Source organism: Pseudomonas sp. SK, from assembly GCF_012975065.1.
GTDB lineage: Bacteria > Pseudomonadota > Gammaproteobacteria > Pseudomonadales > Pseudomonadaceae > Aquipseudomonas > Aquipseudomonas anuradhapurensis.
In genome coordinates, this window is record NZ_CP051857.1 from 97,459 (window position 1) to 121,697 (window position 24,239).

Annotated in this window: 24 protein-coding genes; 7 read left to right on the forward strand and 17 right to left on the reverse strand. The window is 62.2% G+C overall.

All coding sequences use genetic code 11. The annotated features are described in order from the left end of the window. Window positions 1–186 precede the first annotated feature (186 nt). The 6 genes from HG549_RS00480 (at window position 187) to HG549_RS00505 (ending at window position 5,699) form a co-directional block, all read left to right on the forward strand. Complete coding sequence (locus tag HG549_RS00480) at window positions 187–1,008, forward strand: BON domain-containing protein (protein WP_170027696.1); 822 nt, start codon at window positions 187–189, stop codon at window positions 1,006–1,008. A gap of 178 nt (window positions 1,009–1,186) precedes the next feature. Then, entirely contained in the window at window positions 1,187–1,477 is a 291-nt protein-coding gene (locus HG549_RS00485) for a hypothetical protein (protein WP_170027697.1), read from the forward strand. 42 nt (window positions 1,478–1,519) lie between these two features. Then, window positions 1,520–1,681: a DUF1328 domain-containing protein gene (locus tag HG549_RS00490; protein ID WP_003252966.1), complete on the forward strand. Its 162-nt coding sequence runs from the start codon at window positions 1,520–1,522 to the stop codon at window positions 1,679–1,681. A 2-nt stretch (window positions 1,682–1,683) separates the two neighbouring features. Then, window positions 1,684–2,154: an inhibitor of vertebrate lysozyme family protein gene (locus tag HG549_RS00495; RefSeq protein ID WP_170027698.1), complete on the forward strand. Its 471-nt coding sequence runs from the start codon at window positions 1,684–1,686 to the stop codon at window positions 2,152–2,154. A gap of 740 nt (window positions 2,155–2,894) precedes the next feature. Further along, window positions 2,895–4,223 carry a glutamate/aspartate:proton symporter GltP gene (gltP, locus tag HG549_RS00500; protein ID WP_170027699.1) on the forward strand — a complete coding sequence of 443 codons (1,329 nt, stop codon included), beginning with the start codon at window positions 2,895–2,897 and terminating at the stop codon, window positions 4,221–4,223. A gap of 246 nt (window positions 4,224–4,469) precedes the next feature. Continuing rightward, entirely contained in the window at window positions 4,470–5,699 is a 1,230-nt protein-coding gene (locus HG549_RS00505; RefSeq protein WP_170027700.1) for a nucleoside recognition domain-containing protein, read from the forward strand. A 123-nt stretch (window positions 5,700–5,822) separates the two neighbouring features. Here HG549_RS00505 and HG549_RS00510 read toward each other — a convergent pair whose 3' ends face one another. The 9 genes from HG549_RS00510 to HG549_RS00550 form a co-directional block, all read right to left on the reverse strand. After that, the gene (locus HG549_RS00510) at window positions 5,823–6,440 is read right to left on the reverse strand and encodes an ABC-type transport auxiliary lipoprotein family protein (protein ID WP_170027701.1); all 618 of its coding nucleotides are present in this window, start codon (window positions 6,438–6,440) and stop codon (window positions 5,823–5,825) included. Next, the gene (locus HG549_RS00515) at window positions 6,437–7,375 is read right to left on the reverse strand and encodes an MlaD family protein (RefSeq protein ID WP_170027702.1); all 939 of its coding nucleotides are present in this window, start codon (window positions 7,373–7,375) and stop codon (window positions 6,437–6,439) included. Before HG549_RS00515 ends, HG549_RS00510 begins: the two co-directional genes overlap by 4 nt. A gap of 3 nt (window positions 7,376–7,378) precedes the next feature. Beyond that, on the reverse strand, window positions 7,379–8,170 hold the full coding sequence (locus HG549_RS00520; protein WP_170027703.1) for an ABC transporter ATP-binding protein: 792 nt from the start codon (window positions 8,168–8,170) through the stop codon (window positions 7,379–7,381). Next, a complete protein-coding gene (locus HG549_RS00525; protein WP_170027704.1) occupies window positions 8,167–9,291 on the reverse strand; it encodes an ABC transporter permease in 1,125 nt (374 codons plus the stop codon). The genes HG549_RS00520 and HG549_RS00525 overlap by 4 nt, the downstream gene beginning before the upstream one ends. 119 nt (window positions 9,292–9,410) lie before the next feature. Continuing rightward, window positions 9,411–10,433, reverse strand: a complete 1,023-nt coding sequence (locus HG549_RS00530) for a DUF5924 family protein (RefSeq protein WP_170027705.1) — start codon at window positions 10,431–10,433, stop codon at window positions 9,411–9,413. A gap of 149 nt (window positions 10,434–10,582) precedes the next feature. Continuing rightward, complete coding sequence (locus tag HG549_RS00535) at window positions 10,583–11,983, reverse strand: pitrilysin family protein (protein WP_170027706.1); 1,401 nt, start codon at window positions 11,981–11,983, stop codon at window positions 10,583–10,585. Between the two features lie 31 nt (window positions 11,984–12,014). Continuing rightward, window positions 12,015–13,673, reverse strand: a complete 1,659-nt coding sequence (locus HG549_RS00540; protein ID WP_170027707.1) for a Na/Pi cotransporter family protein — start codon at window positions 13,671–13,673, stop codon at window positions 12,015–12,017. 214 nt (window positions 13,674–13,887) lie between these two features. Next, complete coding sequence (locus HG549_RS00545; protein ID WP_170027708.1) at window positions 13,888–14,658, reverse strand: TerC family protein; 771 nt, start codon at window positions 14,656–14,658, stop codon at window positions 13,888–13,890. 71 nt (window positions 14,659–14,729) lie between these two features. Next, window positions 14,730–16,037, reverse strand: a complete 1,308-nt coding sequence (locus tag HG549_RS00550; protein WP_170027709.1) for a CitMHS family transporter — start codon at window positions 16,035–16,037, stop codon at window positions 14,730–14,732. A gap of 267 nt (window positions 16,038–16,304) precedes the next feature. Between HG549_RS00550 and HG549_RS00555 the strand changes: the two genes are divergently transcribed. Then, the gene (locus HG549_RS00555) at window positions 16,305–16,706 is read left to right on the forward strand and encodes a GFA family protein (protein WP_170027710.1); all 402 of its coding nucleotides are present in this window, start codon (window positions 16,305–16,307) and stop codon (window positions 16,704–16,706) included. Between the two features lie 118 nt (window positions 16,707–16,824). Here the strand turns inward: HG549_RS00555 and HG549_RS00560 are convergent, their stop codons facing one another. From HG549_RS00560 to HG549_RS00595, 8 genes are all read right to left on the reverse strand, one after another. After that, the gene (locus HG549_RS00560; protein ID WP_170027711.1) at window positions 16,825–18,780 is read right to left on the reverse strand and encodes a DUF4105 domain-containing protein; all 1,956 of its coding nucleotides are present in this window, start codon (window positions 18,778–18,780) and stop codon (window positions 16,825–16,827) included. Then, window positions 18,777–19,097, reverse strand: coding sequence for a DUF2388 domain-containing protein (locus tag HG549_RS00565; protein WP_012316830.1), 321 nt, complete (start codon window positions 19,095–19,097; stop codon window positions 18,777–18,779). Before HG549_RS00565 ends, HG549_RS00560 begins: the two co-directional genes overlap by 4 nt. A gap of 33 nt (window positions 19,098–19,130) precedes the next feature. Further along, entirely contained in the window at window positions 19,131–19,424 is a 294-nt protein-coding gene (locus HG549_RS00570) for a DUF2388 domain-containing protein (RefSeq protein WP_170027712.1), read from the reverse strand. Between the two features lie 84 nt (window positions 19,425–19,508). Then, window positions 19,509–19,826, reverse strand: coding sequence for a DUF2388 domain-containing protein (locus tag HG549_RS00575; RefSeq protein WP_170027713.1), 318 nt, complete (start codon window positions 19,824–19,826; stop codon window positions 19,509–19,511). Between the two features lie 303 nt (window positions 19,827–20,129). Further along, window positions 20,130–20,345: a DUF1127 domain-containing protein gene (locus tag HG549_RS00580; RefSeq protein ID WP_003256968.1), complete on the reverse strand. Its 216-nt coding sequence runs from the start codon at window positions 20,343–20,345 to the stop codon at window positions 20,130–20,132. A gap of 455 nt (window positions 20,346–20,800) precedes the next feature. Further along, window positions 20,801–22,294, reverse strand: coding sequence for an acetyl-CoA hydrolase/transferase family protein (locus tag HG549_RS00585; RefSeq protein ID WP_170027714.1), 1,494 nt, complete (start codon window positions 22,292–22,294; stop codon window positions 20,801–20,803). Between the two features lie 184 nt (window positions 22,295–22,478). Further along, window positions 22,479–23,915, reverse strand: a complete 1,437-nt coding sequence (locus HG549_RS00590) for an NAD(P)(+) transhydrogenase (Re/Si-specific) subunit beta (protein ID WP_170027715.1) — start codon at window positions 23,913–23,915, stop codon at window positions 22,479–22,481. Window positions 23,916–23,917: 2 nt separating this feature from the next. Next, the gene (locus HG549_RS00595; protein WP_016484308.1) at window positions 23,918–24,232 is read right to left on the reverse strand and encodes an NAD(P) transhydrogenase subunit alpha; all 315 of its coding nucleotides are present in this window, start codon (window positions 24,230–24,232) and stop codon (window positions 23,918–23,920) included. Window positions 24,233–24,239: the final 7 nt, after the last annotated feature.

Here is a 24,239-nt window from a genome sequence, read left to right on the forward strand (position 1 = left end):
TCAAATTAGTGTGGGAAAAATCGGGCAAGTTGCATGGTCAATTCTGAAGGAATCTGTCCTTTGCATGCTAGCCAATGGCCAATCAAAGCCCAGAGGCCGCGCTATTCCGATGATTTGCTTAGAGACGCCGGGTGGCACATTGGTTGCGATGATTTTCAGTATTTGCCTACAGAAGGAGGCATTGCCATGACCTTTTACCTGCGTACTGCCGTGTTGGCAGCCGCCTTGCTGCCGGTGTTCACCCCGGCAATCGCCGACCCGGTACAGGACGCGCGCCTTGAGGGTGCGCTGCAAACAGCCCTGTCGCTCAACCGCATGCTCGACCTGTTCCGGATCGACGTCGAAGTAAACGGCAAGCAGGCGCGGCTTTCCGGTGAAGTGGAGAACGATGTCGAGCGCCAGTTGGCCGAGCAGGTAGCCTTGGCCACCCGCGGCATCGACAGAGTGGACAATCAGCTGCGGGTCAACGCCCAATTGGTGGAGCGCCCGCTGGAATTGCGTGCCTACGCCCAGCGTCTGGAAGACGCCACGCTGGCGGCCGTTATCCGCGCCCGGTTGCTGTGGAGCCGCACCACCGAGAACGCCCCTATAGATGTACAAAGCAGTGAGGGCGTGGTGACCCTGCGCGGCAAGGTCGACAGTGCCGAGGCCAAGGAACTCGCAGGCGTGGTGGCGCGTACCACCGATGGCGTGCAGCTGGTGAACAACCTGGTCAGTCTTGATTCCGCTGCCATGGCCAAGGGCAGGGAAGCCCCGGCGGGCGTACCGACCGGGCCGCAACCGAGCGACAGCTGGATCATCGATAAAATCCAGAACAGCTACCGCTTCAGTCGCAACCTTGACGGCCTGAACCTGAAGGTGGCCAGTGAAGAAGGCCTGGTTCGGTTGTCAGGCGAAGTGGTCAGCAGCGAACAGAAAACCATTGCCGTCGAAATCGCCCGGCAGATCGTCGGTGTGCGTGGCGTCGATGCCGACCTGCTCAAGGTGGCGACCAAGGTCGAGGGCTGAGCGATCGTGCAATTCGCACGACGGCCAGGCGGGCATCGTGCAGGATACGAGCTTCGCTGGGTTGGCGATTACTCATAACTCATTGATTTAAAAAGATTTTACTGAGATTCCTAGGCTGGCATGCAGGCTGCAATTACCTGTTCAGGTTTGAACAAAAATTACAGCAGGAGGAGCCGGCATGAACCGTCAACCCGTCAACCGCTCGCAAGACGCCGCACTGCCCCTGCGCCAGATGCTTTCACTCGCCATGGCGCTGCTGCTGACCTTGGCCGCTGGCCTGTTCTACTACAGCTGGCAGACCGCGCGCCTGGCCGAGCAAGTGGCGGCGCAGACCGCCCTGTTGACCCAGATCCAGGCGACTCATGCCAACACCCTGGTCAAGGCCACCGGCCCGATCTCGGCCGGCCAGGCCACGGCTTCACCGGCCACTGTGGAAACTGTCGTGCCGCAGGATCGCTGGGTCTTCTGACCCGACGGCCAGACCGATTTCGATAAAGAAAGGAGAACCATCATGCTGAGCTGGGCTATCACTTTCCTCATCATCGCCATTGTCGCCGCGGTACTGGGCTTCGGTGGTATCGCAGGCGCTGCAACAGGTATCGCGAAGATTCTGTTCATTGTCTTCCTGGTGCTGTTCGTAGCCTCCTTCTTCTTTGGACGTGGACGAGGTTGAAGATGGGCAGGAAGCGTTGGACAGCCCTGGCTGCCGCCCTGTTGATGGGCGGCAGTGCGGCGGCGATGGCGGCCAATGACGGCCAGGTCCGGGTCGACCAGTTGCTCGGCTCGGACCCGGAATATCGGGAAACCTGGCAGGACGCAATCGAAGGCGAGGAACGCCTGCCCGATTGGGTGGTCAATCTGACCGGCAGTTCCCAGCAACAGATGTCGGCCGTTACCGAAGATGGCGACAAGTATCTGGTTGGCCCGTTGTGTGAACGACAGGACAACTGCACCTACAAGCGCCTGATCGTGGCGTTCAGCTGGGACAAGGACGATGCCTACGGGATGCTCGTGGAGGTACCCGAAGGCTTGCCCAAGGACAAATCGCCAACTCGCCATGCCCAGTATCGCTGGTTGGGTAAGCCGGATGACGGCATGAAGGCGATGCTGCAAGAGCAGCTCAAGCGTGACCCGAACTGGTACTGAGCGCCTGCGCGGTACATATGAAGAGTCACGCACTGTCACGTAATAGAAGCCGAACCTTTCTATAGTTCGGCCTTCTATGATGCGCCGCCCCGAGGAGGGGCAGCACATGACCAAGGGGCCGGGCCGTTCTGATTGCTACAGGATCGGAGTGGCCTAGGGGTACAGGGAGTGCCTCCAGCATTGGGCCGGGTCAGGAAAGGCGGAATCGGAAGCATCAGGTCGGCGGTGCCACAAGGGCACCTGGCCAGACCTGGCTTCCGAGGAGCCATACGGCAACCTCCTCTTTCCCTGCGCGAATTCCCTCCCGAGACACATTTTGTTTCGACCGTACATCATTTTTTTTCCCACAGCCGACTCGTCAATCAAGCGGCATTTGCGCCATTCGGATAGTCGAACAAGCCATCCTTCTAGCTCTTTCCACCCCGCCAAATCTGCCGAAAATTGGCGCTTTGGTCTTGTTCGGGATTCCGAACGTTATAAATCAAGCACTTGCGAACTCATCCTGGGGGTCAAAAAGCCTATGCATGAACGGCATGGGGTATGCGCTTCCGGCATTAGATTTCCCCCTTTGCCATCGCAATAGTTGCGGCCTTTTTCGCTGGCCGAGCGTTCTGTCGTTCGCCTGCGGTGTCCTTACATGAACTCGTCGGACGCACCATCCGTTGCCCATCAACAGGGCAATGGCTCTGTTACAAGCGTTCCGCCGGGTGCCCATGACCACTAGAACAAAGGGTAAAGACATGAAGAAGGCAAAACTGAGCCTCGCCTGGCAGATCGTCATCGGTCTGATCCTGGGTGTTGCAATCGGCGCGCTACTGAATCATTTCAGTGCAGAAAAGGCATGGTGGATCAGCAACGTCCTCCAGCCCGCTGGTGACATCTTCATTCGCCTGATCAAGATGATCGTCGTCCCGATCGTGATTTCGTCGCTGATCGTGGGTATCGCCGGGGTTGGCGACGCGAAAAAACTCGGCAGCATCGGCCTGAAGACCATCATCTACTTCGAAGTGGTGACCACCGTTGCCATTGTCGTGGGTCTGGTCCTGGCAAACCTGTTCCACCCTGGCGCCGGTATCGACATGAGCACCCTGGGTACCGTGGACATCTCCAAGTACCAGGCTACTGCAGCCGAAGTGCAGCATGAGCATGCCTTCATCGAGACCCTGCTCAACCTGATCCCGTCGAACATCTTCGCAGCGCTGATGCGTGGCGAAATGCTGCCGATCATCTTCTTCTCGGTGATGTTCGGCCTGGGCCTGTCGAGCCTGCAGGCAGAGCTGCGTGACCCGCTGGTACGTACCTTCCAGGCGGTTTCCGAGACCATGTTCAAGGTCACCCACATGATCATGAACTACGCCCCGATCGGCGTGTTCGCCCTGATCGCCGTGACCGTTGCCAACTTCGGCTTCAGCTCGCTGCTGCCGCTGGCCAAGCTGGTGCTGCTGGTGTACTTCGCCATCGCCTTCTTCGCCTTCATGGTGCTGGGCCTGGTCGCCCGCCTGTTCGGCTTCTCGGTGATCAAGATCATGCGCATCATGAAAGATGAGCTGATCCTCGCCTACTCCACCTCCAGCTCGGAAACCGTGCTGCCGCGCGTGATCGAGAAAATGGAGAAGTACGGTGCGCCGAAATCGATCTGCTCGTTCGTGGTACCGACCGGCTATTCCTTCAACCTCGACGGTTCGACCCTGTACCAGAGCATCGCGGCCATCTTCATCGCCCAGCTGTACGGTATCGACCTGTCGTGGAGCCAGCAGCTGCTGCTGGTCCTGACCCTGATGGTCACTTCCAAAGGTATCGCTGGCGTACCGGGCGTGTCCTTCGTGGTCCTGCTGGCTACCCTGGGCAGTGTGGGCATCCCGCTGGAAGGCCTGGCCTTCATCGCCGGTGTCGACCGCATCATGGACATGGCCCGTACCGCCTTGAACGTGGTGGGCAACGCCCTGGCAGCCCTGGTCATCGCCCGTTGGGAAGGCATGTACGACGCCGCCAAGGGCGACAAGTACTACGCCTCGCTGATGGCCGACAAGCAGGAAGCGGCCATGGTTGGCGAAGCTGCCAAGCGCTGAGCCTCACCTACGGTTGACCAAGAGCCCCGACTTGTCGGGGCTTTTTGTTTTCCGGTGTGTTTGCGGCAGACGCGGCCTTGCGTTGCGAAAGGGGCGCAGAGCGGCCCCGGTAATTTAGAGCGGCGAAGCTTGAGCCCTGGGGCGCTGCGCACCCGCTGGCGAGACAAGGCTGCTGCTACACGCAAGCGCGGCCGCCAGGGGCCGCGATACGCTATCATTCGGGCATTTTTCAGGGGGAACACACGGATGCTCAACGGCCTTTGGCTTGGTTTTTTCCTGGTGGCGGCAGTCTCCGCTCTGGCGCAATGGCTGGTTGGCGGCAACGCCGGTATCTTCGCGGCCATGGTCGAGAGCATCTTTGCCATGGCCAAGCTGTCGGTCGAGGTCATGGTGCTGTTGTTCGGCACCCTGACCCTTTGGCTGGGCTTTCTCAAGATTGCCGAGAAGGCTGGCATCGTCGAGTGGCTGGCCAAGGTGCTTGGCCCGTTATTCGCCCGCCTGATGCCCGAGGTCCCGCCCGGCCACCCTGCCCTGGGCCTGATCACCATGAACTTTGCCGCCAACGGCCTGGGCCTGGACAATGCCGCCACGCCGATCGGCCTGAAGGCCATGCGCGCGCTGCAGGAGCTGAACCCTAGCAGCACCACGGCGAGCAATGCGCAGATCCTGTTCCTGGTGCTCAACGCCTCGTCGCTGACCTTGTTGCCGGTGACCATTTTCATGTACCGGGCGCAGCAGGGCGCAGCGGACCCGACCATGGTATTCCTGCCCATCCTGTTGGCCACCAGTGTCTCGACCGTGGTCGGCCTGCTGTCGGTGGCGGTGATGCAGCGCTTGCGCCTGTGGGATCCGGTAGTGCTCGCCTACCTGATCCCCGGTGCCTTGCTGCTGGGCGGCTTCATGGCGTTCCTCGGTACCCTGTCGGCGGCTGCGCTGGCCAGCTTGTCGTCGATCCTGGGCAATCTCACCCTGTTTGGCGTGATCATCCTGTTCTTGGTGATTGGTGCTTTGAGACGGGTGCAGGTGTATGAAGCCTTTATCGAAGGCGCCAAGGAAGGTTTCGATGTAGCCAAAGGCCTGTTGCCTTATCTGGTGGCGATGTTGGTGGCGGTGGGCGTGCTGCGCGCGTCTGGCGCCCTGGAGATGGCTCTCGACGGCATTCGCCACCTGGTGACCTGGATGGGCCTGGACACCCGCTTCGTCGAGGGCCTGCCCACGGCGCTGGTCAAGCCATTCTCCGGCAGTGCCGCGCGGGCAATGCTGATCGAGACCATGCAGACCCACGGCGTCGACAGCTTCCCGGCGCTGGTGGCAGCGACCATCCAGGGCAGCACCGAAACCACCTTCTATGTGCTGGCGGTGTACTTCGGTGCGGTGGGTATCCAGCGGGTGCGCCATGCGGTTGGTTGCGCATTGCTGGCGGAATTGTGCGGTGTGATAGCAGCGATCTTCGTCTGCTACTGGTTCTTCGCCTGAGTTAGCTGCGCTACGGGCTGTTGTAGGAGCGGCCTTGCGTCGCGATGGGGCGTTGACGCTGGCCTGGGCCGCTGCGCGCGTCATCGCGACGCAAGGCCGCGCCTGCACAACGCGGACAGGCTTTCAGGGCGCGGGAACGCTACCTGCCTGGGCAATGGTCCAGCCCACCACCTGCGAAGTCAGCTGGTCACAAGCCTGGCCAAAGCCTGCGACTACCGCTGACACCTGCCGTTCGGCCAATGGTTTGCGGATTTCGAAGCGTTTGCTGGCGAGGACGCGCTGAGTGCGCCCCTGTACCAGCCGTGCGTCATAGCGAATTACCACTTCCACCCCCCCGTCCGCCCGGTATTCGCTCTGGAACGCCTGCAGCTCGCCGGCCAGTTCGAAGTCGGCCTGCAGATTGCTGTCGTCGGCGCTCAGCCGCTGTACCTGGCCGTCACGCTGAAAGCCGTCCAGCAGGCGATTGCGCAGCAGCACCGGCACCGCGTCGCTCCAGCGTGCGCCCTTGTAGCTGCTGACCACGTTGCCCTGGGGAATCACGGCAATCCGCGGACCGGCCAGCACCTCGCTGGCCAGCGGCTTGTTCAGGCGCAGTGACCAGTCCAGCGCTGGCACTGTACGGCTGGGTTGGTTGACCGGCAGGCGATAGAGGTCGACGGGTTCGCTCTGCGGCAGGATCGAGCAGGCACTGGCCAGGCTCAGCGCAGCCGCCAGGGCCAGCAGGCGCAGCGACGGTTTCATGGCTGGAACTCCTTGTTGTTGTCGCGGCCTAGCAGGTAGCCGCTGGGGTCGGCCTCCAGCTGCCGGGAAATACCCTTGAGTGCGTTGAGCGTTTCGCGCAGTTCGCGAATCGCCGGGCTGAGTTGGTTCAGGCCCTGGGCGCCGTCGCCAATCGCTTCGCGGTTGTCCTCGAGCAGGCGGTTGATGGTTGCGGTGCTTTCGGCCAACGACTGCATGGCCTGCTCGGCGCTGCCGATCGCCTGTTTGCCCTCGCTGCCCAGCAGGCCATTGGCATTACGCATCAGCGCCTGGGTTTCAGCCAGGGTGGCGCTGGCTTGCTTGCCCACCTCCACCAGTTGCTCGATGGCCTGGGTGATGCTGCCGTGCTGGCCGGCGAAGGCGCCAGTGGTCTTGTCGAGGTTGGCCAGGGTGTTGCTGAGGTGGCCAATGTTGTCGTCGGAGAACATCTGGTTGGCGTTGTGCAGCAGCAGGTTGATGTTGGTCACCAGGTCGCTGCTGTCATTGAGCAGCCGCGAGATCGGCGAGGGCGAAGCGATGATCACTGGTAGCTTGCCGTCCTTGCCTTTCAGTTCAGGGCTTTGCGGGGTGCCGCCGCTGAGCTGGATGAACGAGTTGCCGGTCACGCCGGCGAGGGTCAGCTTGGCCTGGGTGTCTTCCTTCACCGGGGTGTCCGCGCTCAAGCGCACCCGTGCCAGTACCCGGCGGGGGTCTTTCGGGTCCAGGCGCAGGGTCGACACGTCACCCACCTTGATCCCGTTGTACTGCACCGGGCTGCCGCGCGACAGGCCGGAGACCGCTTCGTTGAACACCACCTCGTAGTCCTTGAAGGCGTCGTCGACACTGGATTTGGTCAGCCACAGGCCGAACAGCATGGCGCCGGCCACCACCAGGACGGTGACCAGGCCGATAAGGACGTGATGGGCTCGGGTTTCCATTGCTCAGCGCTCCTGCCCGGCACGGACGGCGGCCTGTTCGGCTGCGCGCCCGCGTGGGCCATGAAAATATTCTTGAATCCAGGCGTCGCTGGCCTGTTCGACCTCGGCCAGCGGGCCGGCGACCAGGACCTTCTTCTGCGACAGCACGGCGATGCGGTCGGTGATGGTGTACAGGGTGTCGAGGTCGTGGGTGATAAGGAATACCGACAGGCCCAGCGCGTCACGCAGGGTCAGGATCAGTTGGTCGAAGGCGGCGGCGCCAATCGGGTCCAGGCCGGCGGTGGGCTCGTCGAGGAACAGGATGTCAGGGTCCAGCGCCAGGGCACGGGCCAGTGCCGCGCGCTTGATCATGCCGCCGGACAGCGAGGCCGGGTACTTGTCAGCGGCTGAGATCGGCAAGCCGGCCAGGGACAGCTTCACCCCGGCCAGATGCTCGGCATCGGCGCGGGACAGCCCGGCATGCTCGATCAGCGGCAAGGCCACGTTCTCGGTCACCGTCAGCGAGGAAAACAACGCGCCCTTCTGGAACAGCACGCCGAAGCGCCGCTCGACCAGTGAACGCTGCTCTTCGCGCAGGCCGGCCAGATCCTGGCCGAACACCTTGATCTGCCCCTCATTGGGTCGCCGCAGGCCGATGATACTGCGCAGCAGTACCGATTTGCCGCTGCCTGAGCCGCCGACCACGGCGAGGATCTCGCCGCGGTACAGGTCGAGGTCGAGGTTTTCATGCACGCTCTGGCGGCCAAAGCGGTTGCAGATGCCCCGCGCCTCGATCACGCGTTCCCGGCCACTCACCAGCCCATCTCCATGAAGAACAGGGCGGCCACCGCGTCCAGCACGATGACCACGAATATCGACTGCACCACTGCCGAGGTGGTATGCGCCCCTACCGATTCGGCGCTGCCGCTGACCTTGAAGCCTTCCAGGCAGCCAATGGCGGCAATCAGGAAGGCGAAGAACGGCGCCTTGGCCAGGCCCACCAGGAAATGTTGTACGCCGATGTCGCTTTGCAGCAGCGACAGGAACATGGCTGGCGAAATGTCCAGCGACAGCGCACATACCACCGCGCCGCCGACGATGCCGCAGATCATCGCGACAAAGGTGAGCAAGGGCAGCGAAATCAGCAAGGCCAGTACCCGTGGCACCACCAGCAGTTCCATGGGATTCAGGCCCAGGGTGCGGATGGCGTCGATCTCCTCGTTGGCCTTCATCGAGCCGATCTGTGCGGTGAACGCACTGGCGGTGCGGCCGGCCATGAGGATGGCGGTCAGCAGCACGGCGAACTCGCGCAGGAACGAGAAGGCCACCAGGTCGACGGTGAAGATGGTCGCGCCGAAATCAGCCAGCACCGTGGCGCCGAGGAAGGCTACCACCGCGCCCACCAGGAAGGTCAGCAAGGCGACGATGGGCGCGGCATCCAGGCCGGTCTGTTCGATGTGCGCGACGACCGGGGTAAAGCGCCAGCGATGCGGTTGCAGGGCGCGGCGCATAAGGGTTTCGAGAATCACGCCAACGAAGCCGAGCAACTGCAGGCTGTCTTGCCACAAGGTGCCGACGGCGCAGCCGATGCGTTCCAGCAGCAACAGCAGCACGTTGCGCTCGGGCTCCTTGACCGGAATGCAGTAGTCCTGCACGGAGCAATACACGTTCTTCAGCAGTGCGCGGCTGGCTTCGGGCAGTTGGTCGGTGCAGTGCGACAGGCGCTCGGCACCGAGCAGTTCGGCCAGCAGCGAGGCCCCGGCGGTATCCAGGCGCCCCAGTTGGCTGAGATCGGCAACGGTATCGGCGGCGTACTGTGCGCGCAGATGCTCGCTGCCACGCTTGAGGCTGGCGTAATGCGCCAGCGTCCAGTCGCCGGTAATGCGCAGGCAAGCCGGTTGGCTACTGGTGTCCAGGGTGGCGCTGGGTGGGGTCATCGGGCTCCATGCTCCTGACTCGGCAGTGAGGCTCAGGGCCTGATCATAGCGCAGCGGGCCGGGGCTGTTTGGTGATTATGTGCTGTGTGGGGCACGGGGGGCACAACGTCTCTCCCTCATCATTGCGCTGGCGTGTCGTCGACCACTTTGAAGCGCAGTACGCCAATCACCTGCCCATCTTCGGTCAGTACCCTTACCTGCCACTTGCCCACCGGGTTCGGCGGGAAGTTCTGTTTGTGCGTCCAGGCGCGGTAGCCTTCCTTGCGGCCGCCATGGATGTCCAGGGCAATGCGGTCGACCTCCTGGCCATCTTTTTGCCAGACGTGGTAGATCCGTTCGTTCAGGCCGCGTGGCGCATTGATCGCGGTATAGGCATACAGCCCGTCGCTGCTGATGCGGCTGGCCGCGATTTCTTTCAGCGAAGCGCCTGGTTGGCGGTTCTGCACCTCGGTGCTAACCGCGACGTCGGTCATCCACAGGGTCGCCGGTGGCACCCATGAGCGCAGCAGCCAGCCGCCGCCGCCGACCGATAGGGTAACCAGCACCAGGGCGACGGCCCGCCGCCAGTTGTTGATCGGGAAGCTGCTGGCCAGGCTGGGGAACGACAGTGCCATGGCGATGATCAAGGCCAGCTTGAAACTTTGCGCGGTGGTCAGGTGCAGGATGATCGGCAGCGCAGTGAGCAATGCAGCGAACAGGGTCAGCGTATGCAGCGCCAGGAACAGCCAACGCCGTGGTGCCAGCCACTTGTAGTAGAGCGGGTCGATGATCGAGACCAGGCCGGCGGCGCCGAGCAGGCCGGTGAACACCAGTTGGCTGCTGTTCCAGCTGGTGGTGACGAAGAAGAATGGCAGCACGAAGAACAGCGATTCCTGGTGAATCATCTGCGTTGCATAGCGCAACAGCGGTTGCGGAATTTCGCGGTTGAAGATCCGCGCGAACAGGCCGGTGAGGGTGTTCTCCAGCATCAGCCAGACCCAGCTGACCAGCATCAGCACGGCCACCCAGCTGGCCAGGCTGGCCTGACGGTCAACCAGGATGAAACTGCCGATGCCTGAAAGGAAACCGCCAAGCGCAATGATGCCGGGGTAGCGTTTTAGCAGATCGATGATGCGCTGGACGATGCGGGGTATGTGGGGCATTGGCTCTACAACAGAGAAGATGAGGTGGCTGTGCCGGCCGCTTCGCGGGCATGCCCGCTCCCACAAGGTTCAGCGATAAAGCGCTCCTTGTGGGTCGGGCGTGCCTGCGAAGCGGCCGGTAATGGCAAAAGGATACCGCCGATTACACGCTAGCGTGTAGCGCCGCCCGGTTTTTCCGGGCCATGCCGACGCCAGCGCAACAGCCCTGCCGCAAGGATCAGCCCCAACAGCAAGGCCGCCAGGCCATAAAGGTCATCATAGCCAAGCAACGGCTTCTCGACGCGTACGTAACCATCCTTCTTGAGCAATGCCTTGAGCGCTTCATTGGCCTGCTCCAGGCTCACCTGGCGCAGCTTGCGCGCAGGGTCGGTGAAGCGCCCGTCGTTGTAGTCGTTCAGGGCACCCCAGTAATAGTCGGCCAAGGCACTGTTGCCCTGGGTGCTCCAGCTTTCCTTGGCAACGCTGGCGTCCTTGATGCGGGCAAAGGTGTCCGGGTCGAGGCCTTCCTTGCGCAGGTGGTCGAACAACGCTTGCATCACCTTGACCGCCTGGTCGATGTCTTCGCGTTCAAGGTCGGCATTGAGGCTGAGCAGGCCGGTGTCGCCAAAGCTTTCACGTTGCGCCGAAGGGCCGTAGGACAGCCCGTTGCGCAGGCGCAGCTGGTCATACAGCGCCCATTCCAGGTAATGCGACAGCAGGTCAAGGGTGGCCTGGTGGTCGTTGTCCAGCACCGGCTCGACGAACAGCCAGTGCAGCTTGACGTTGTCACCCAGCCAGCCACGGGTCAGGTCGCGGCGCTGCTCGGCCTGCTGGCTGATGCTTTCCAGGGTGCGGCGCTCTTCCGGCTCGCTGGCAGGCAGTTCGCCGAAGGTACGTTCCAGGTAGGCCGGCAGCAGGCGGTCGAGGCCGCCGACCATGATCAGGGTCATGTTGTTGGCCGCGTACCAGTGGTCACGCAAGGTTTGCACCTGCTCCAGGGTCATGTCGTCGAGGTTGGAGCGCTCCGGGCACTTCAGGCCCAGTTCGGTGGCCAGCTGGTCGCTGGCGGGGTGGCCGATGTCCTGGCGGTCGAGCCAGCGCTGCAGGTGGCCATAGTGGCCGCCATCCTCGCGCTCGATGATGCGCTTGGCGGTGGCCAGCGTTTTGGCATCGATCTGGGTGTCGCGGATAACTGCCAGCAGCAGGTCGAGGACCTTGCGCTGGTTACGCGCTGGCGCTTCGATGACGAACGTGGTGTCGGCGCTGCTGGTATAGGCGTTCCATTCGCCACCCAGCGCCTGCAGGCGCTCTTCCAGGCCACCTTCGCCGGTTTCATCGATGCCGCTGAACAGCAAGTGCTCAAGCAGGTGTGGCAGCTCCTTCTGCTCGCAATTGAAGTCGTCCAGGCCTACGCCGACTACCAGGCGGATCGCCACATGGTCACGTTCGTAGCCGTTTTTCAGGATGACCTGCAGGCCATTGGGCAACAGGTAGCCTTCAACCCGCGAGCGGTCGAGGGCGAATGTGGGCAGGCTGCAGATCAGCAGGCAAACGAACATCAGGCAACGCATGGGCGAGCTTGGGTCCTCAGGTAGGCGGAAATCACGGCAGGCGGGCTTCGTCCGGCACGCTGTCGAGCATCAGCCCGCCCGTGTCCGAGCCACCCAGTACCACATAGGCACTGCTACAGAACAAAGAGTTCAACCGCTTCATGTCGGCGATCAGCTCCAAGTGTAGCGAACTGGTCTCGATACTTTGCACTACCTTGCGCTGCAAGCGGCTGACGTGGGCGTGGGCCAGGCGTCGTTCCTGGGCGCGGAATCGGCGCTTTTCGCGCAACAGCAAGCGGGCGCTTTCCGGGTCGGCACTGAGGAATACCGACAGGCCCAGGCGCAGGTTGGCCAGCAACTGTTCCTGCAGCCCGGTCAGCTCTTCCAGGCCCACCTGGGAGAATTCCCGGCGCTGGCTGGTTTTTTGTTGCTGGACCTTGCGCAGCATGCGTTCGATCAGGTCACAGGCCAGCTTGAGGTTGATCGCCAGCTCGATGATTTCCGCCCAGCGACGGTTGTCCTGCTCACTGAGGTCTTCACGCGACATTTGCGCCAGGTACAGCTTGATCGCGTTGTACAAGGCGTCGGCGTCTTCGCCCAAGGCGCGAACCTGCTGCGGCAAGGCTGTCTGGGTGCCGCGCAGGGCACCGAGCATGGCTTCGAGCAGGCTGTCTACGATGTCGCCGAGGCGCAGGGTTTCGCGGGCAGCGTTGGCCAGGGCCAGGCTGGGGGTTTCCAGTGCCGAAGTATCGAGGTGGCGCGGGCGTATCTGGCCATTGCCGTTTTCCCGGTCGGGTAGCAAGGTGTTGCACAACCGGCCCATCGGTTTCACCGTGGGCAGCATGATCAGGCAGCGCAGGGTGTTGTAGAGCAGGTGAAAGCCGATGACCAGCTCCTGCGCGCTGAAGCTCAGTGAGTCCATCCAGGCCACCAGCGGGTGCAGCACAGGGATGATCAGCAACAGGCCAATCAGCTTGTACAACAGGCTGCCCAGGGCCACCCGACGGCCGGCGGCGTTCTGCATGCTGGTGCTGATGAAGGCCAGCAGGCCGCTTCCGATGTTGGCGCCGACCACCAGGCCGATGGCCACCGGCAGGCTGATCACTTCGGCGCCCGCCAGCGTCGCCGTGAGCAGCACGGCGGCCAGGCTGGAATAGGAAACCATGGCGAACAGCGCACCGACCAGGGCATCCAGCATGATGTCGCCGGTCAGCGAGGCGAATAGCACTTTCACACCCTGGGCGTGGGTAATCGGCGTAGCGGCCTGCACGATCAACTCAAGTGCCAGGATGATCAGGCCGAGCCCGATGCCTACCCTGCCCAGCTGGCCGGCCCGCGTCTGCTTGCGCGAGAGGAAGAAGATCACGCCGAGGAAGATCAGCAGCGGCGATAGCCACGACAGGTCCAGGGTCAGCACCCGGGCCATCAGCGCGGTCCCCACGTCGGCTCCGAGCATGATCGCCAGGGCCGGGGTCATGGCCATCAGGCCCTGGCCGACGAACGAGGTGACCAGCATGGCGGTGGCGTTACTGCTTTGCACCATGGCGGTGACCAGAATGCCGGCGACGAACGCCAACGGCCGCTTGTTCATGTTATGGCCGATGATGCGCCGCAGGCTCGAGCCGAATACCCGAAGGATGCCGGTACGTACGATGTGGGTGCCCCAGACCAGAAGTGTCACGGCCGAGAGCAGGTTGAGCAGGGTCAGCATGGCGACGGCCCCCTGATACATTGGCCCAGCGGGCCAAGAGATGAAGCGCGAGCGTTTGAAGAATTTTCAGTGCTCACTCAAAGCTTTAGTCGTTTTGCGTAGCTGTCGCCAGCTTCGCATGGCTGCCATTTATTTGAAACACGCTGGAAATGAATGATTGCCGGCATGAAAAAAAGGGCCCCGAAGGGCCCTTTTTGTACTGCGCTTCCTGATCTTATTGACCCGGAATGTCCTTGCGCAGTTTCACCGGTTCGTGCTCTTTGCCTTCCTTGCGGGCCAGGGCGGTGCGCATGCGAATGTTGATGGCCTCCACCGCCAGCGAAAATGCCATGGCAAAGTAGACGTAGCCCTTCGGCACGTGCACGTCGAAAGATTCGGCGATCAGCACGGTACCGACCACGATCAGGAACGACAGTGCAAGCATCTTCAACGATGGGTGCTTGTCGATGAACTCGCTGATGGTGCCGGCGCACAGCATCATCACCAGCACCGCGACGACGATGGCGGCGATCATCACCGGTACGTGGGACACCATGCCCACTGCGGTAATGACCGAGTCCAGCGAGAACACGATGTCGATGATGGCGATCTGGATGATGGTATAGAAGAACTTGCCACCCGCGCCTTTCGGCTCTTCAGCGTTCTCATCCTCGCCTTCCAGGCCGTGATAGATCTCTTGCGAGCTTTTCCACAGCAGGAACAGGCCACCGAAGAACAGAATCAGGTCACGCCCGGAAATACCCTGGTCGAACACCACGAACAGGTCGGCGGTAAGGCGCATGACCCAGGTGATCGACAGCAACAGCATGATGCGGGTGACCATGGCCAGGGCGAGGCCGAAGATCCGGGTGCGCGGCTGCATGTGCTTGGGCATGCGGCTGACCAGGATCGAGATCATGATGATGTTGTCGATACCGAGGACGATCTCAAGCGCGGTAAGGGTGAAAAAGGCAACCCAGATTTCCGGGCTGGTCAGCCATTCCATGTGTTTTCCTTCGAGCGGTAAAGGCGACGTGCCCACACCAGGGCACGTCGCGTTAGGGTGATTCGCGTTTATTAAAGACTACTGAACAGCGGGAAAATCCCCATCAGCAGCGCGGCGAGCATTATGCACAGGCACACCAGCACTGCCCACTTCAAGGTGAAGCGCTGATGATCGCCGAACTCGATGCCGGCCAGGGCCACCAGCAGATAGGTGGAGGGTACCAGCGGGCTGAGCAAGTGTACCGGCTGCCCGACGATCGAGGCACGGGCCATTTCCACCGGGCTGATGCCGTAGTGGCTGGCGGCTTCGGCCAGCACGGGGAGCACGCCGTAGTAGAACGCGTCGTTGGACATGAAGAAGGTGAACGGCATGCTGACAATCGCGGTGATCACCGCCAGGTACGGGCCGAGCGCTTCCGGGATGACCGCCAGCAGGCTCTTGGACATGGCGTCGACCATGCCGGTACCCGACAGGATGCCGGTGAAGATGCCGGCGGCGAAGATCAGCCCGGTGACCGCCAGCACGCTGCCGGCGTGAGCGGCAATGCGGTCCTTCTGCTGTTGCAGGCAGGGGTAGTTGACGATCATGGCGATGCTGAAGGCGATCATGAACAACACCGGCAGCGGCAGCACCCCGGCGATCAGCGCCGCCATCAGCGCAGCGGTCAGGGCCCCGTTGAAGTACAGCAGTTTCGGCCGACGCGCATCCGGGAACTGCGAAACGGTGATTTCGCTATGGTCGATATCGTCGGTGGGCAGGTGCAGTTCGCCCAGGCGGGCACGCTCGCGCTTGCCGTACAAGTAGGCGATGGCCAGGATCGCCAGTACGCCGAACAGCATGGCCGGGATCATCGGCACGAAGATCTCCGACGGGTCCACGTGCAGGGCGCTGGCGGCGCGGGCAGTCGGGCCACCCCACGGAGTCATGTTCATCACCCCGCCAGCGAGAATGATCAGGCCGGCCATGATCCGCGGGCTCATGCCCAGGCGGCTGTACATGGGCAGCATGGCGGCACAGCAGATCATGTAGGTAGTGGCACCGTCACCGTCGAGCGAGACCACCAGGGCCAGCACGGCGGTGCCGACGGAGACTTTCAGCGGGTCGCCCTTGACCAGCTTGAGGATCTTGCGCACGGCCGGGTCGAACAGGCCGGAGTCGATCATCAGGGCGAAGTAGAGGATGGCGAACATCAGCATCACGCCGGTTGGCGCGAGCTTGCTGATGCCCTCGAGCATCATCGGGCCGATCTTGGCGGAAAAGCCGCCGAACAGGGCGAACAGGATCGGTACCAGGATCAGCGCGATCAAGGCCGACAGGCGCTTGGTCATGATCAGGTACATGAAGGTGATGACCATGGCAAAGCCGAGGAAGGTCAGCATGGCAGTACTCCAGGTGTGGCGCGGCGAAAGGAACGTCGATTCGGGCGGATCAGCGTGTTTGGCGCTGCGCGGGGAGCATGCGGAGGGGGGCTACGGAACGTGGGGCACAGGAATACATCAGAATCACCATTGTTGTTGTTGATTGGGCCGGGCGCGGTGGTTACCGGGTGCGCTGGCTGACCGGTCTTGTGCCGGTAGTGGGGGCTATCCTATGAGGGCAAGCTTTCAGCCAGCTTTCGCCGAAGCAAAGGCGACGAGAGGTAGGTGATGCAGGATATGACCGAGGGCGGCTGCCATTGTGGCGCCTTGCGTTATCGGTTGGAGGGCGATCTGACGGATATTGCCCATTGCCACTGTTCGATCTGCCGTCGGGTCAGCGGAGGGCTGGTGGTGACCTGGCTCACCCTGCCCCGTTCGGGGTTCCGCTGGTTGGCGGGCGAGCCGAACTGCTATGTCGCGCCGGCCAGTTGCAGCCGGTACTTCTGTGGGCATTGCGGGGCGCATGTGGCGTTGGTGACCACGCATAGCCTGGGCACGGTGGATGTGACGGTGGCGACGCTGGACCACCCGGAACGGGTCAGGGCCAAGCGGCATATCTGGGTGGGCAGCCGGTTGCCTTGGCTTCACCTGGATGAAAATCTGCCTTCGGAGGCCGAGGAAAACCTGTAAGAAATTGTGCTGTTGGCCCTATCGCCGGCAAGCCAGCGCCCACAGGTATCCCGCCACCTTCAGACTGGTGTAGATAGTGGGAGCCGGCTTGCTGGCGATAGGGCCGGTACAGCCATACTCACAACTGCAGGCCACCGGCGGCCTTGTGCAAGGCCCGCAGATGCTCGCCGATCTGCTTTACATTGGCCTCGACGGCGGCAATTTCGCTGGCCCGCGACGGCTCCAGCAGCGCCCTCACCTCTTTGTCCAGGTTGGTGCTCAAGCGCAACAGCTGCGCCTGCCGCTCACTGCTGACGCGCTCCAGGTGCTTGCGCTCCTGCGGTTGCGGCAGCCCGTAGCCCTTGGTGTCGAGCAACTCTGCCGGGCGGCTGAGGAAGCCGCTGTTGGCGAGCATCTGCCTGAGGGTGGCGTCGGCCTTGCTGACGCTGCCGTCATTCTGCGCGGCGGCATTCAGGTAGCGCTGTTTGACCTCGTCCTGGGCCAGCAGCAATTGCCGGCGCAAGCTGGCCTGTTCAAGCAGCAGCAAGGCTGCACTGGTGCGCAGGTCGGCCTTGGCGAACCAGGCCCGCCGTTGCTCGGCGTCCAGCCCCAGCCAGTCTTCGACCTTGTCCTGCTTGATCGGCAGCTGCTTCTTCAATACCTCGAACATGGCCTGGTAGCGGTCGCGGTAGGAGTCGAAGCGGTAACCGAGGCGCAGCGCTTCGCGCGGGTCGTCAAGCACGCTGGTATCAGCCAGCCCCCTGCCCTTGAGCACCGCCAGCAAGCCGTTGGGCATGATGCTGTCGAGGTCGTTCAGGCGTGGGTTGGCAGTGCCGCTGCGCAGCAGTTTCAACGACTCCACCGCGCAGTTGTTGGACAGGAACCAGTAGTTGCCGTCGTAACTCCAGTGCATTTCGGCGGCCTGGCGTACCAGGTTCTCTATCTCGTCGCGGCTGAGCCGCAAGGGCACCGAGGCCAGGCTGCGCAGTTCGGTCTTGGTATATTCGTCGATCACCTGGCCCAGCGGCAGCACGAACAGCCGTGACGGGTAGGCGCCGACCAGGCCGTCCCAGCTCGACAGCTGCACATCATTGACAAAGGCGCGGTACGACAGCACCAGGCTCTGGTCGAGGTCGAGGCGGCAGTCCGGCCCGCGTGGCCGGCCCGGCTTGCAGATGACCAGGCGCAGCATGCTGTGGCCCCAGCGGCTGACCAGGTTCTGGTTGGCTTCGGCCAGCAGATAGTCCACTTCATAGACCCGCTCAGGGTCGATCTCGCCGAGCGGCTGGCGGGCGAAATCGCTGCCGGCATTGATGAATGGCAGGCCTTTGGCGCAGGCGTCCTGTTGCGGTGCCCAGCCGAAGTGCTCGCGCAGGTACTGGTTCAGTGCCGGGCGGCGGCAACCGTAGCTGGGGTCGAGGAGGAAATACTCCATGTTGACCGCGATGTATTCCTTGGGGCTGCTCAGCTCATAACTATCCGGGCTGCGCACGAACTGGCCATTGTGCTGTTCGCGCTCGCCGCGTCGGCCCACGTATTGCTGCCAGCCGGCCAGGTCGAGCAGGCGCGGGTCGTCGCTGAGGGTGAAGCGACGCTCTGCCTGGCCACGGCATGCCTCGGGCAGGCCGATCTTGCCGAGCGTGCCTTGCTGGCGCTTGCAGCGGGCGATCAGCGAGCTTTCGGCGCTAGGCCACAGCCGGGCGCGGTCGTAGATGTGGGTGAGCTCGTGCAGCACGGTGGCCAGCAGTTCTTCACGCACCGTGCCATGTGGGCGGTTGGTACGTTCGCTGGCAGCACTGCCATCAGCGAGGCTGGGCAGCAGGCGACGGTTAAGCTCCAGGGTAGAGACCAGCGATGCCTGGCCATAGGCGTCGGCCGGCATGTTGTCGCTCCAGCTGACCCGCACACGGCGGTCCAGCTGTTGCTTGAAACGGGGTGGGAGCTTGCCCAGGGCCTCGTCGAGCAAGGCCTGGGTGGCTTGAGTCTGTTGCGAATCAAGGCCGGACGCCTGCAGCTCGAGCTGCAGGTCGGCCAGGGCGGGCGTGCCGAGCAGCGTCAGGGCGCAGCCAAGCAGCCAGGCGCGCACGCGGTTCACAGTGCGAGGATGGCTTCAGCCAGTACCTGGTCGCTGGCGCCACGTGCTTCCGGCACGCGCTCGCGCAAGGTATTGAAGGCTGCCTCGAGCTGGGCACCGCGGATATCACCGTTGCTTGCGACGAAGCTGGCAGCGTCGTCGTGGGCTTCGCGCACCACTTTGGAATCGCGGATCGAGGTGGTGGTGTCAGAAGTGAAATCGATCGAGCGGCCAAAGGCACGCACGATGATATTGCTGGTGGCCACCAGGGTCTGTGCCTGGGCCAGGTCGGCCAGCAGGAGCATGCCGAGGGTAGCGGCAATCAGCGGTTTACGCATGGAACATCTCCGAAATACAAGGAGCCAGATGAATTATTGGACGAGAATTGCTTGCGCCAGTTCCAGGTCGCCGACGGCCTGCCGTGCGCAGTTGTGGCGTAACGCCTGCAGTGCTGCCTCAAGCCGCACGCCACGGATCTGGCCGTCGCTGGCAACGAAGGCAGCCGCATCGTCGCGGGCCTGGCGGACCAGTTTACGGTCGAACGGTGCAGTGGTGACCTGGCTGGTGACATAGCCTGTGATGACCAGGCCTTGCGTGGTGGTGTCCATGGCATGGGCACTGGCCATGCCAACAACGGAAAACAGCAGCGGCAACAGATAACGCATGGGCTTTACGACAGCTGGAAACGTGGGGCAACGGCGTACGGCCGTGCCGGCGCTAACCGGCACGGCCGCCCGAATCAGTCGGCGTCAGAGCGCCAGGATGGCCTGGGCCAGTTGCGCGTCGCTGGCCTGCAGCGCTGGCATCTGCGAACGAATGTGCAGGAACGCACTCTCCAGCTTGGCACCGCGGATATCGCCTTGGCTGCCAACGAAGCTGGCGGCGTCGTCACGGGCGGCCTGGACAATCTTGTCGTCACGGAACGAGGAAGAGATGTCGGAAGTGGCATCGGTGGACGCAGCCACCGCGCCAACGACGGCGTCAGTGGTGACAACGAAGCTGGTGGCGCTTGCGGTGCCGGCCAGGCTCAGCATCAGGGCTGCGCCAATCAGGTATTTACGAGACATGATGGTGGACTCCTGGAGTAGGGTCGGGTGGTTCTGCTTATCGGACGCTCGCACAGCTCGTCGCGGTACTTTTGACAGTGGGTTCTACCAGACTGTTAAGCCAAGCGTATCACGCGCCGGTGTTTCCAGATGTTAATGAAAGACGGGATTGGAATTGTACCGTTTGATTTTAAAATTAAAAAAACTGTACTGGTCGTGCCTGCAAGGGCTCTAGCATGGGCATTACAAACAAAAAACCCGTCGCAGTCTCCTGCAACGGGTTTTGAGAATTCGCGGTGCCGGCCGAAGCCGGCAAGCCGGAGCTTAGCGCCAGAAAGGCTTGCTCAGCTCTTCGTAACGCTGCGACTCGCTGATACCGGCATCGGCCAGCAGGCGGGCGTCCAGGCGAGCCAGTTGACGGCGGCTGGCCATACGGCGCTGCCACAGCAGCAGGGTGGACAGGGCGCGCAGCGGCAGCGAAGCGTTGGATTGTTGGGCGTTGCTTTCAAAAACCAGACCGGAACTGAGGGTACGTTCCATGATGTTTCATCCTTCCGCTTATGGCGGGATTAGGTAGTGATTTAACTGATGCCAATGATCCTCCTCTGTCGTCCATAACAGTAGATACAGTTCAGTGGAAAGTCGATGGCTCAGTTAACTGTGTAACCCTACTGTTGCACCCGAAATTGGCGCAACTGTACTGGTGCGCACATATATGGTGCGTTTTTAGGTTTGTTGAGGGTTTGGTCCGGTTTGCAGCGGTAAAAATACCAGTACAGTAGAACAGTTTTTGCTGAACAGAATGATTGGCCTGTACAGCACAGTCTCGCAGGAGCGGCCTTGTGTCGCGATAGGGCCGCAAAGCGGCCCCAAGGTCCGATGTTACAGCTGAGATTGCAGGGGCTGCTGCGCAGCCCATCGCGACCCAAGGCCGCGCCTACAGATACAAGGACCGGAACAGCGGAAGCAGGGCCGCCATTCCGGAAACGGTGTGGTTAGCCAGCCAGCATGCGCCCGGTTTCTTCCAGGTTTTCGTGCCAGCTCAGCGCTTCACGCAGGATATGCGGAGTATGGCCGCCCCGCTGGCAGGCGCGTTCGAAGTAATCGTTCAGCGCAGCGCGATAGTCCGGGTGCACACAGTTGTCGATGATCGCCCTTGCCCGCTCACGCGGCGCCAGGCCACGCAGGTCGGCCAGGCCTTGCTCGGTCACCAGGATGTCGACGTCGTGCTCGGTGTGGTCGACGTGGCTGACCATCGGTACCACGCTGGAGATCGCGCCACCCTTGGCAATCGACTTGGTGACGAATACCGCCAGGTGAGCGTTACGGGCGAAGTCCCCCGAGCCACCGATGCCGTTCATCATCCTGGTGCCGCACACGTGGGTGGAGTTGACGTTGCCGTAGATATCGAACTCCAGCGCGGTGTTGATACCAATGATGCCCAGGCGCCGAACCACTTCCGGGTGGTTGGAGATTTCCTGCGGGCGCAGCACCAGCTTGTCCTTGTAGCGCTCCAGGTTACCGAACACGTCGGCGTTGCGGCGGGTGGACAAGGTGATCGAGCTGCCCGAGGCGAAGCTCAGCTTGCCGGCATCGATCAGGTCGAAGGTGGAGTCCTGCAGTACTTCGGAGTACATGGTCAGGTCTTCGAACGGTGACTCGATCAGGCCGCACATCACCGCGTTGGCGATGCTGCCGATACCGGCCTGCAGCGGGCCGAGCTTGTTGGTCATGCGGCCAGCTTCCACTTCCTTCTTGAAGAAGTTGATCAGGTGGTCGGCGATGCCCTGGGTTTCGTCATCCGGCGGCAGTACGGTGGATGGCGAGTCCGGCTGGTCGCTGATGACGATACCGACGATCTTGGCCGGGTCGATCGGGATTGCGGTGCTGCCGATTCGGTCGTCTACCTTGACCAGCGGGATAGGCGTGCGGGTCGGGCGATAGGTGGGGATATAAATGTCGTGCAGGCCTTCGAGGTTGGTGTTGTGCGAGAGGTTGATCTCGACAATCACCTGCTTGGCGAAGATCGCGAAGCTGGCCGAGTTGCCCACCGAGGTGGTTGGCACGATATGGCCTTGCTCGGTGATGGCCACGGCTTCGATGACCGCGATGTCCGGCAGCTTCAACTGCTGGTTGCGCAGTTGTTCGACGGTTTCCGACAGGTGCTGGTCGATGAACATCACCTTGCCGTCGTTGATGGCCTTGCGCAGTGTGCTGTCGACCTGGAACGGCATGCGACGAGCCAGCACGCCGGCCTCGGTCAGTTGCTTGTCCAGGTCGTTGCCCAGGCTGGCGCCGGTCATCAGGCTGATTTTCAGTGGCGACTGCTTGGCTCGCTCAGCCAGGGCATGCGGCACGGCCTTGGCTTCGCCGGCGCGGGTGAAACCGCTCATGCCGACGGTCATGCCGTCCTCGATCAGACCAGCGGCATCAGCCGCACTCATTACCTTGCTATGCAGGGAGGACAAGCGGATACGATCACGGTACATGGATTGTTATCTCGGGCTACTGAAACTACTGCAGCGCAGTCTAGAGACTTCGCCCCTTGCCGTCCCACGACCATGGTCGTATGAGAAGCCTTGAAGTAGAGCCGTTGATCCGGATCAATCAAAAAAGCCCCGGCAGATTCTGACCGGGGCTTTCTTTATATCAGCTGGTTTGCAGTAGCGGCTGTCACTCTACTGCCTTGACCATGTCCTCGATGACTTTCTTGGCATCGCCAAACACCATCATGGTCTTGTCGAGGTAGAACAGTTCGTTGTCCAGCCCGGCATAGCCGCTGGCCATGGAGCGCTTGTTGACGATGATGGTCTTGGCCTTGAAGGCTTCGAGGATCGGCATACCGGCAATCGGCGATTTCGGGTCGTTCTTCGCTGCCGGGTTGACCACGTCGTTGGCGCCCAGAACCAGTACCACGTCGGCCTGACCGAACTCGGCGTTGATATCTTCCATCTCGAACACCTGGTCGTAAGGCACTTCCGCCTCGGCCAGCAACACGTTCATGTGCCCGGGCATACGGCCGGCCACCGGGTGGATCGCGTACTTCACGGTCACGCCGTTGTGGCTCAGCTTCTCGGTCAGTTCCTTCAGTGCATGCTGTGCGCGGGCCACCGCCAGGCCGTAGCCCGGGACGATGATCACGCTGTCGGCGTTGCTGAGCAGGAAGGTGGCATCGTCAGCCGAGCCGGATTTCACCGGGCGCTGCTCTTTCGAGCCTTGCGCCGCGCCAGCATCGGTATCGCCGCCGAAACCGCCGAGGATGACGTTGAAGAACGAACGGTTCATTGCCTTGCACATGATGTACGAAAGGATGGCACCGGACGAACCGACCAGCGAGCCTGCAATGATCAGCATCGAGTTGTTCAGCGAGAAGCCGATGCCGGCCGCTGCCCAGCCCGAATAGCTGTTGAGCATCGACACCACCACCGGCATGTCGGCGCCGCCGATCGGAATAATGATCAGCACGCCCATGATGAAGGCCAGGACCAGCATCAGGGTGAAGGCGCTGTAGTGCCCGGTGAAGGTAAACAGCAAGCCCAGCGCGATGGTGGTCAGGCCGAGGATCAGGTTCAGCTTGTGCTGGCCGGCGAACTGTACCGGTGCGCCCTGGAACAGGCGGAACTTGTACTTGCCCGAGAGCTTGCCAAAGGCAATCACCGAACCGGAGAAGGTAATGGCACCGATGGCCGCGCCGAGGAACAGCTCCAGGCGGTTACCGGTGGGGATCGGGTCGCTGATCGCGGCGACGATGCCCATCGATTGCGGCTCCAGCACGGCGGCGATGGCGATGAACACCGCGGCCAGGCCGATCATGCTGTGCATGAAGGCGACCAGCTCCGGCATCTTGGTCATCTCGACGCGCTTGGCCATGATCGAGCCAGCGCTTCCGCCGACCAGCAGGCCAACCAGGACGTAGCCGATGCCGGCGGTAGCCAGCTCGGCACCAAGCTTGTAAATGAGGCCAACCGTGGTGAGGATGGCGATCCCCATGCCGATCATGCCGAACAGGTTGCCGCGCCGCGAGGTGGTCGGATGCGACAGGCCCTTGAGCGCCTGGATGAAGCAGACCGAGGCGACAAGGTAGAGGAGTGTTACCAGATTCATGCTCATGCTTACTTCTGCCCCTCGTTCTTGGCTTTCTTCTTGAACATCTCAAGCATGCGGCGGGTGACCAGGAAGCCACCGAACACATTGACCGCGGCCAGGGCCACGGCGAGGGTACCCATCAGCTTGCCGGCCGGGGTCACGGTCAGCGCGGCGGCCAGCATGGCGCCGACGATGACGATGGCGGAGATGGCGTTGGTAACGGCCATCAGCGGGGTGTGCAGCGCCGGGGTGACATTCCAGACCACGTGGTAGCCCACGTAGATGGCCAGCACGAAGATGATCAGGTTGTAGATGCCATGGGAAATCAGCATGTCTTCCATTGTCGTG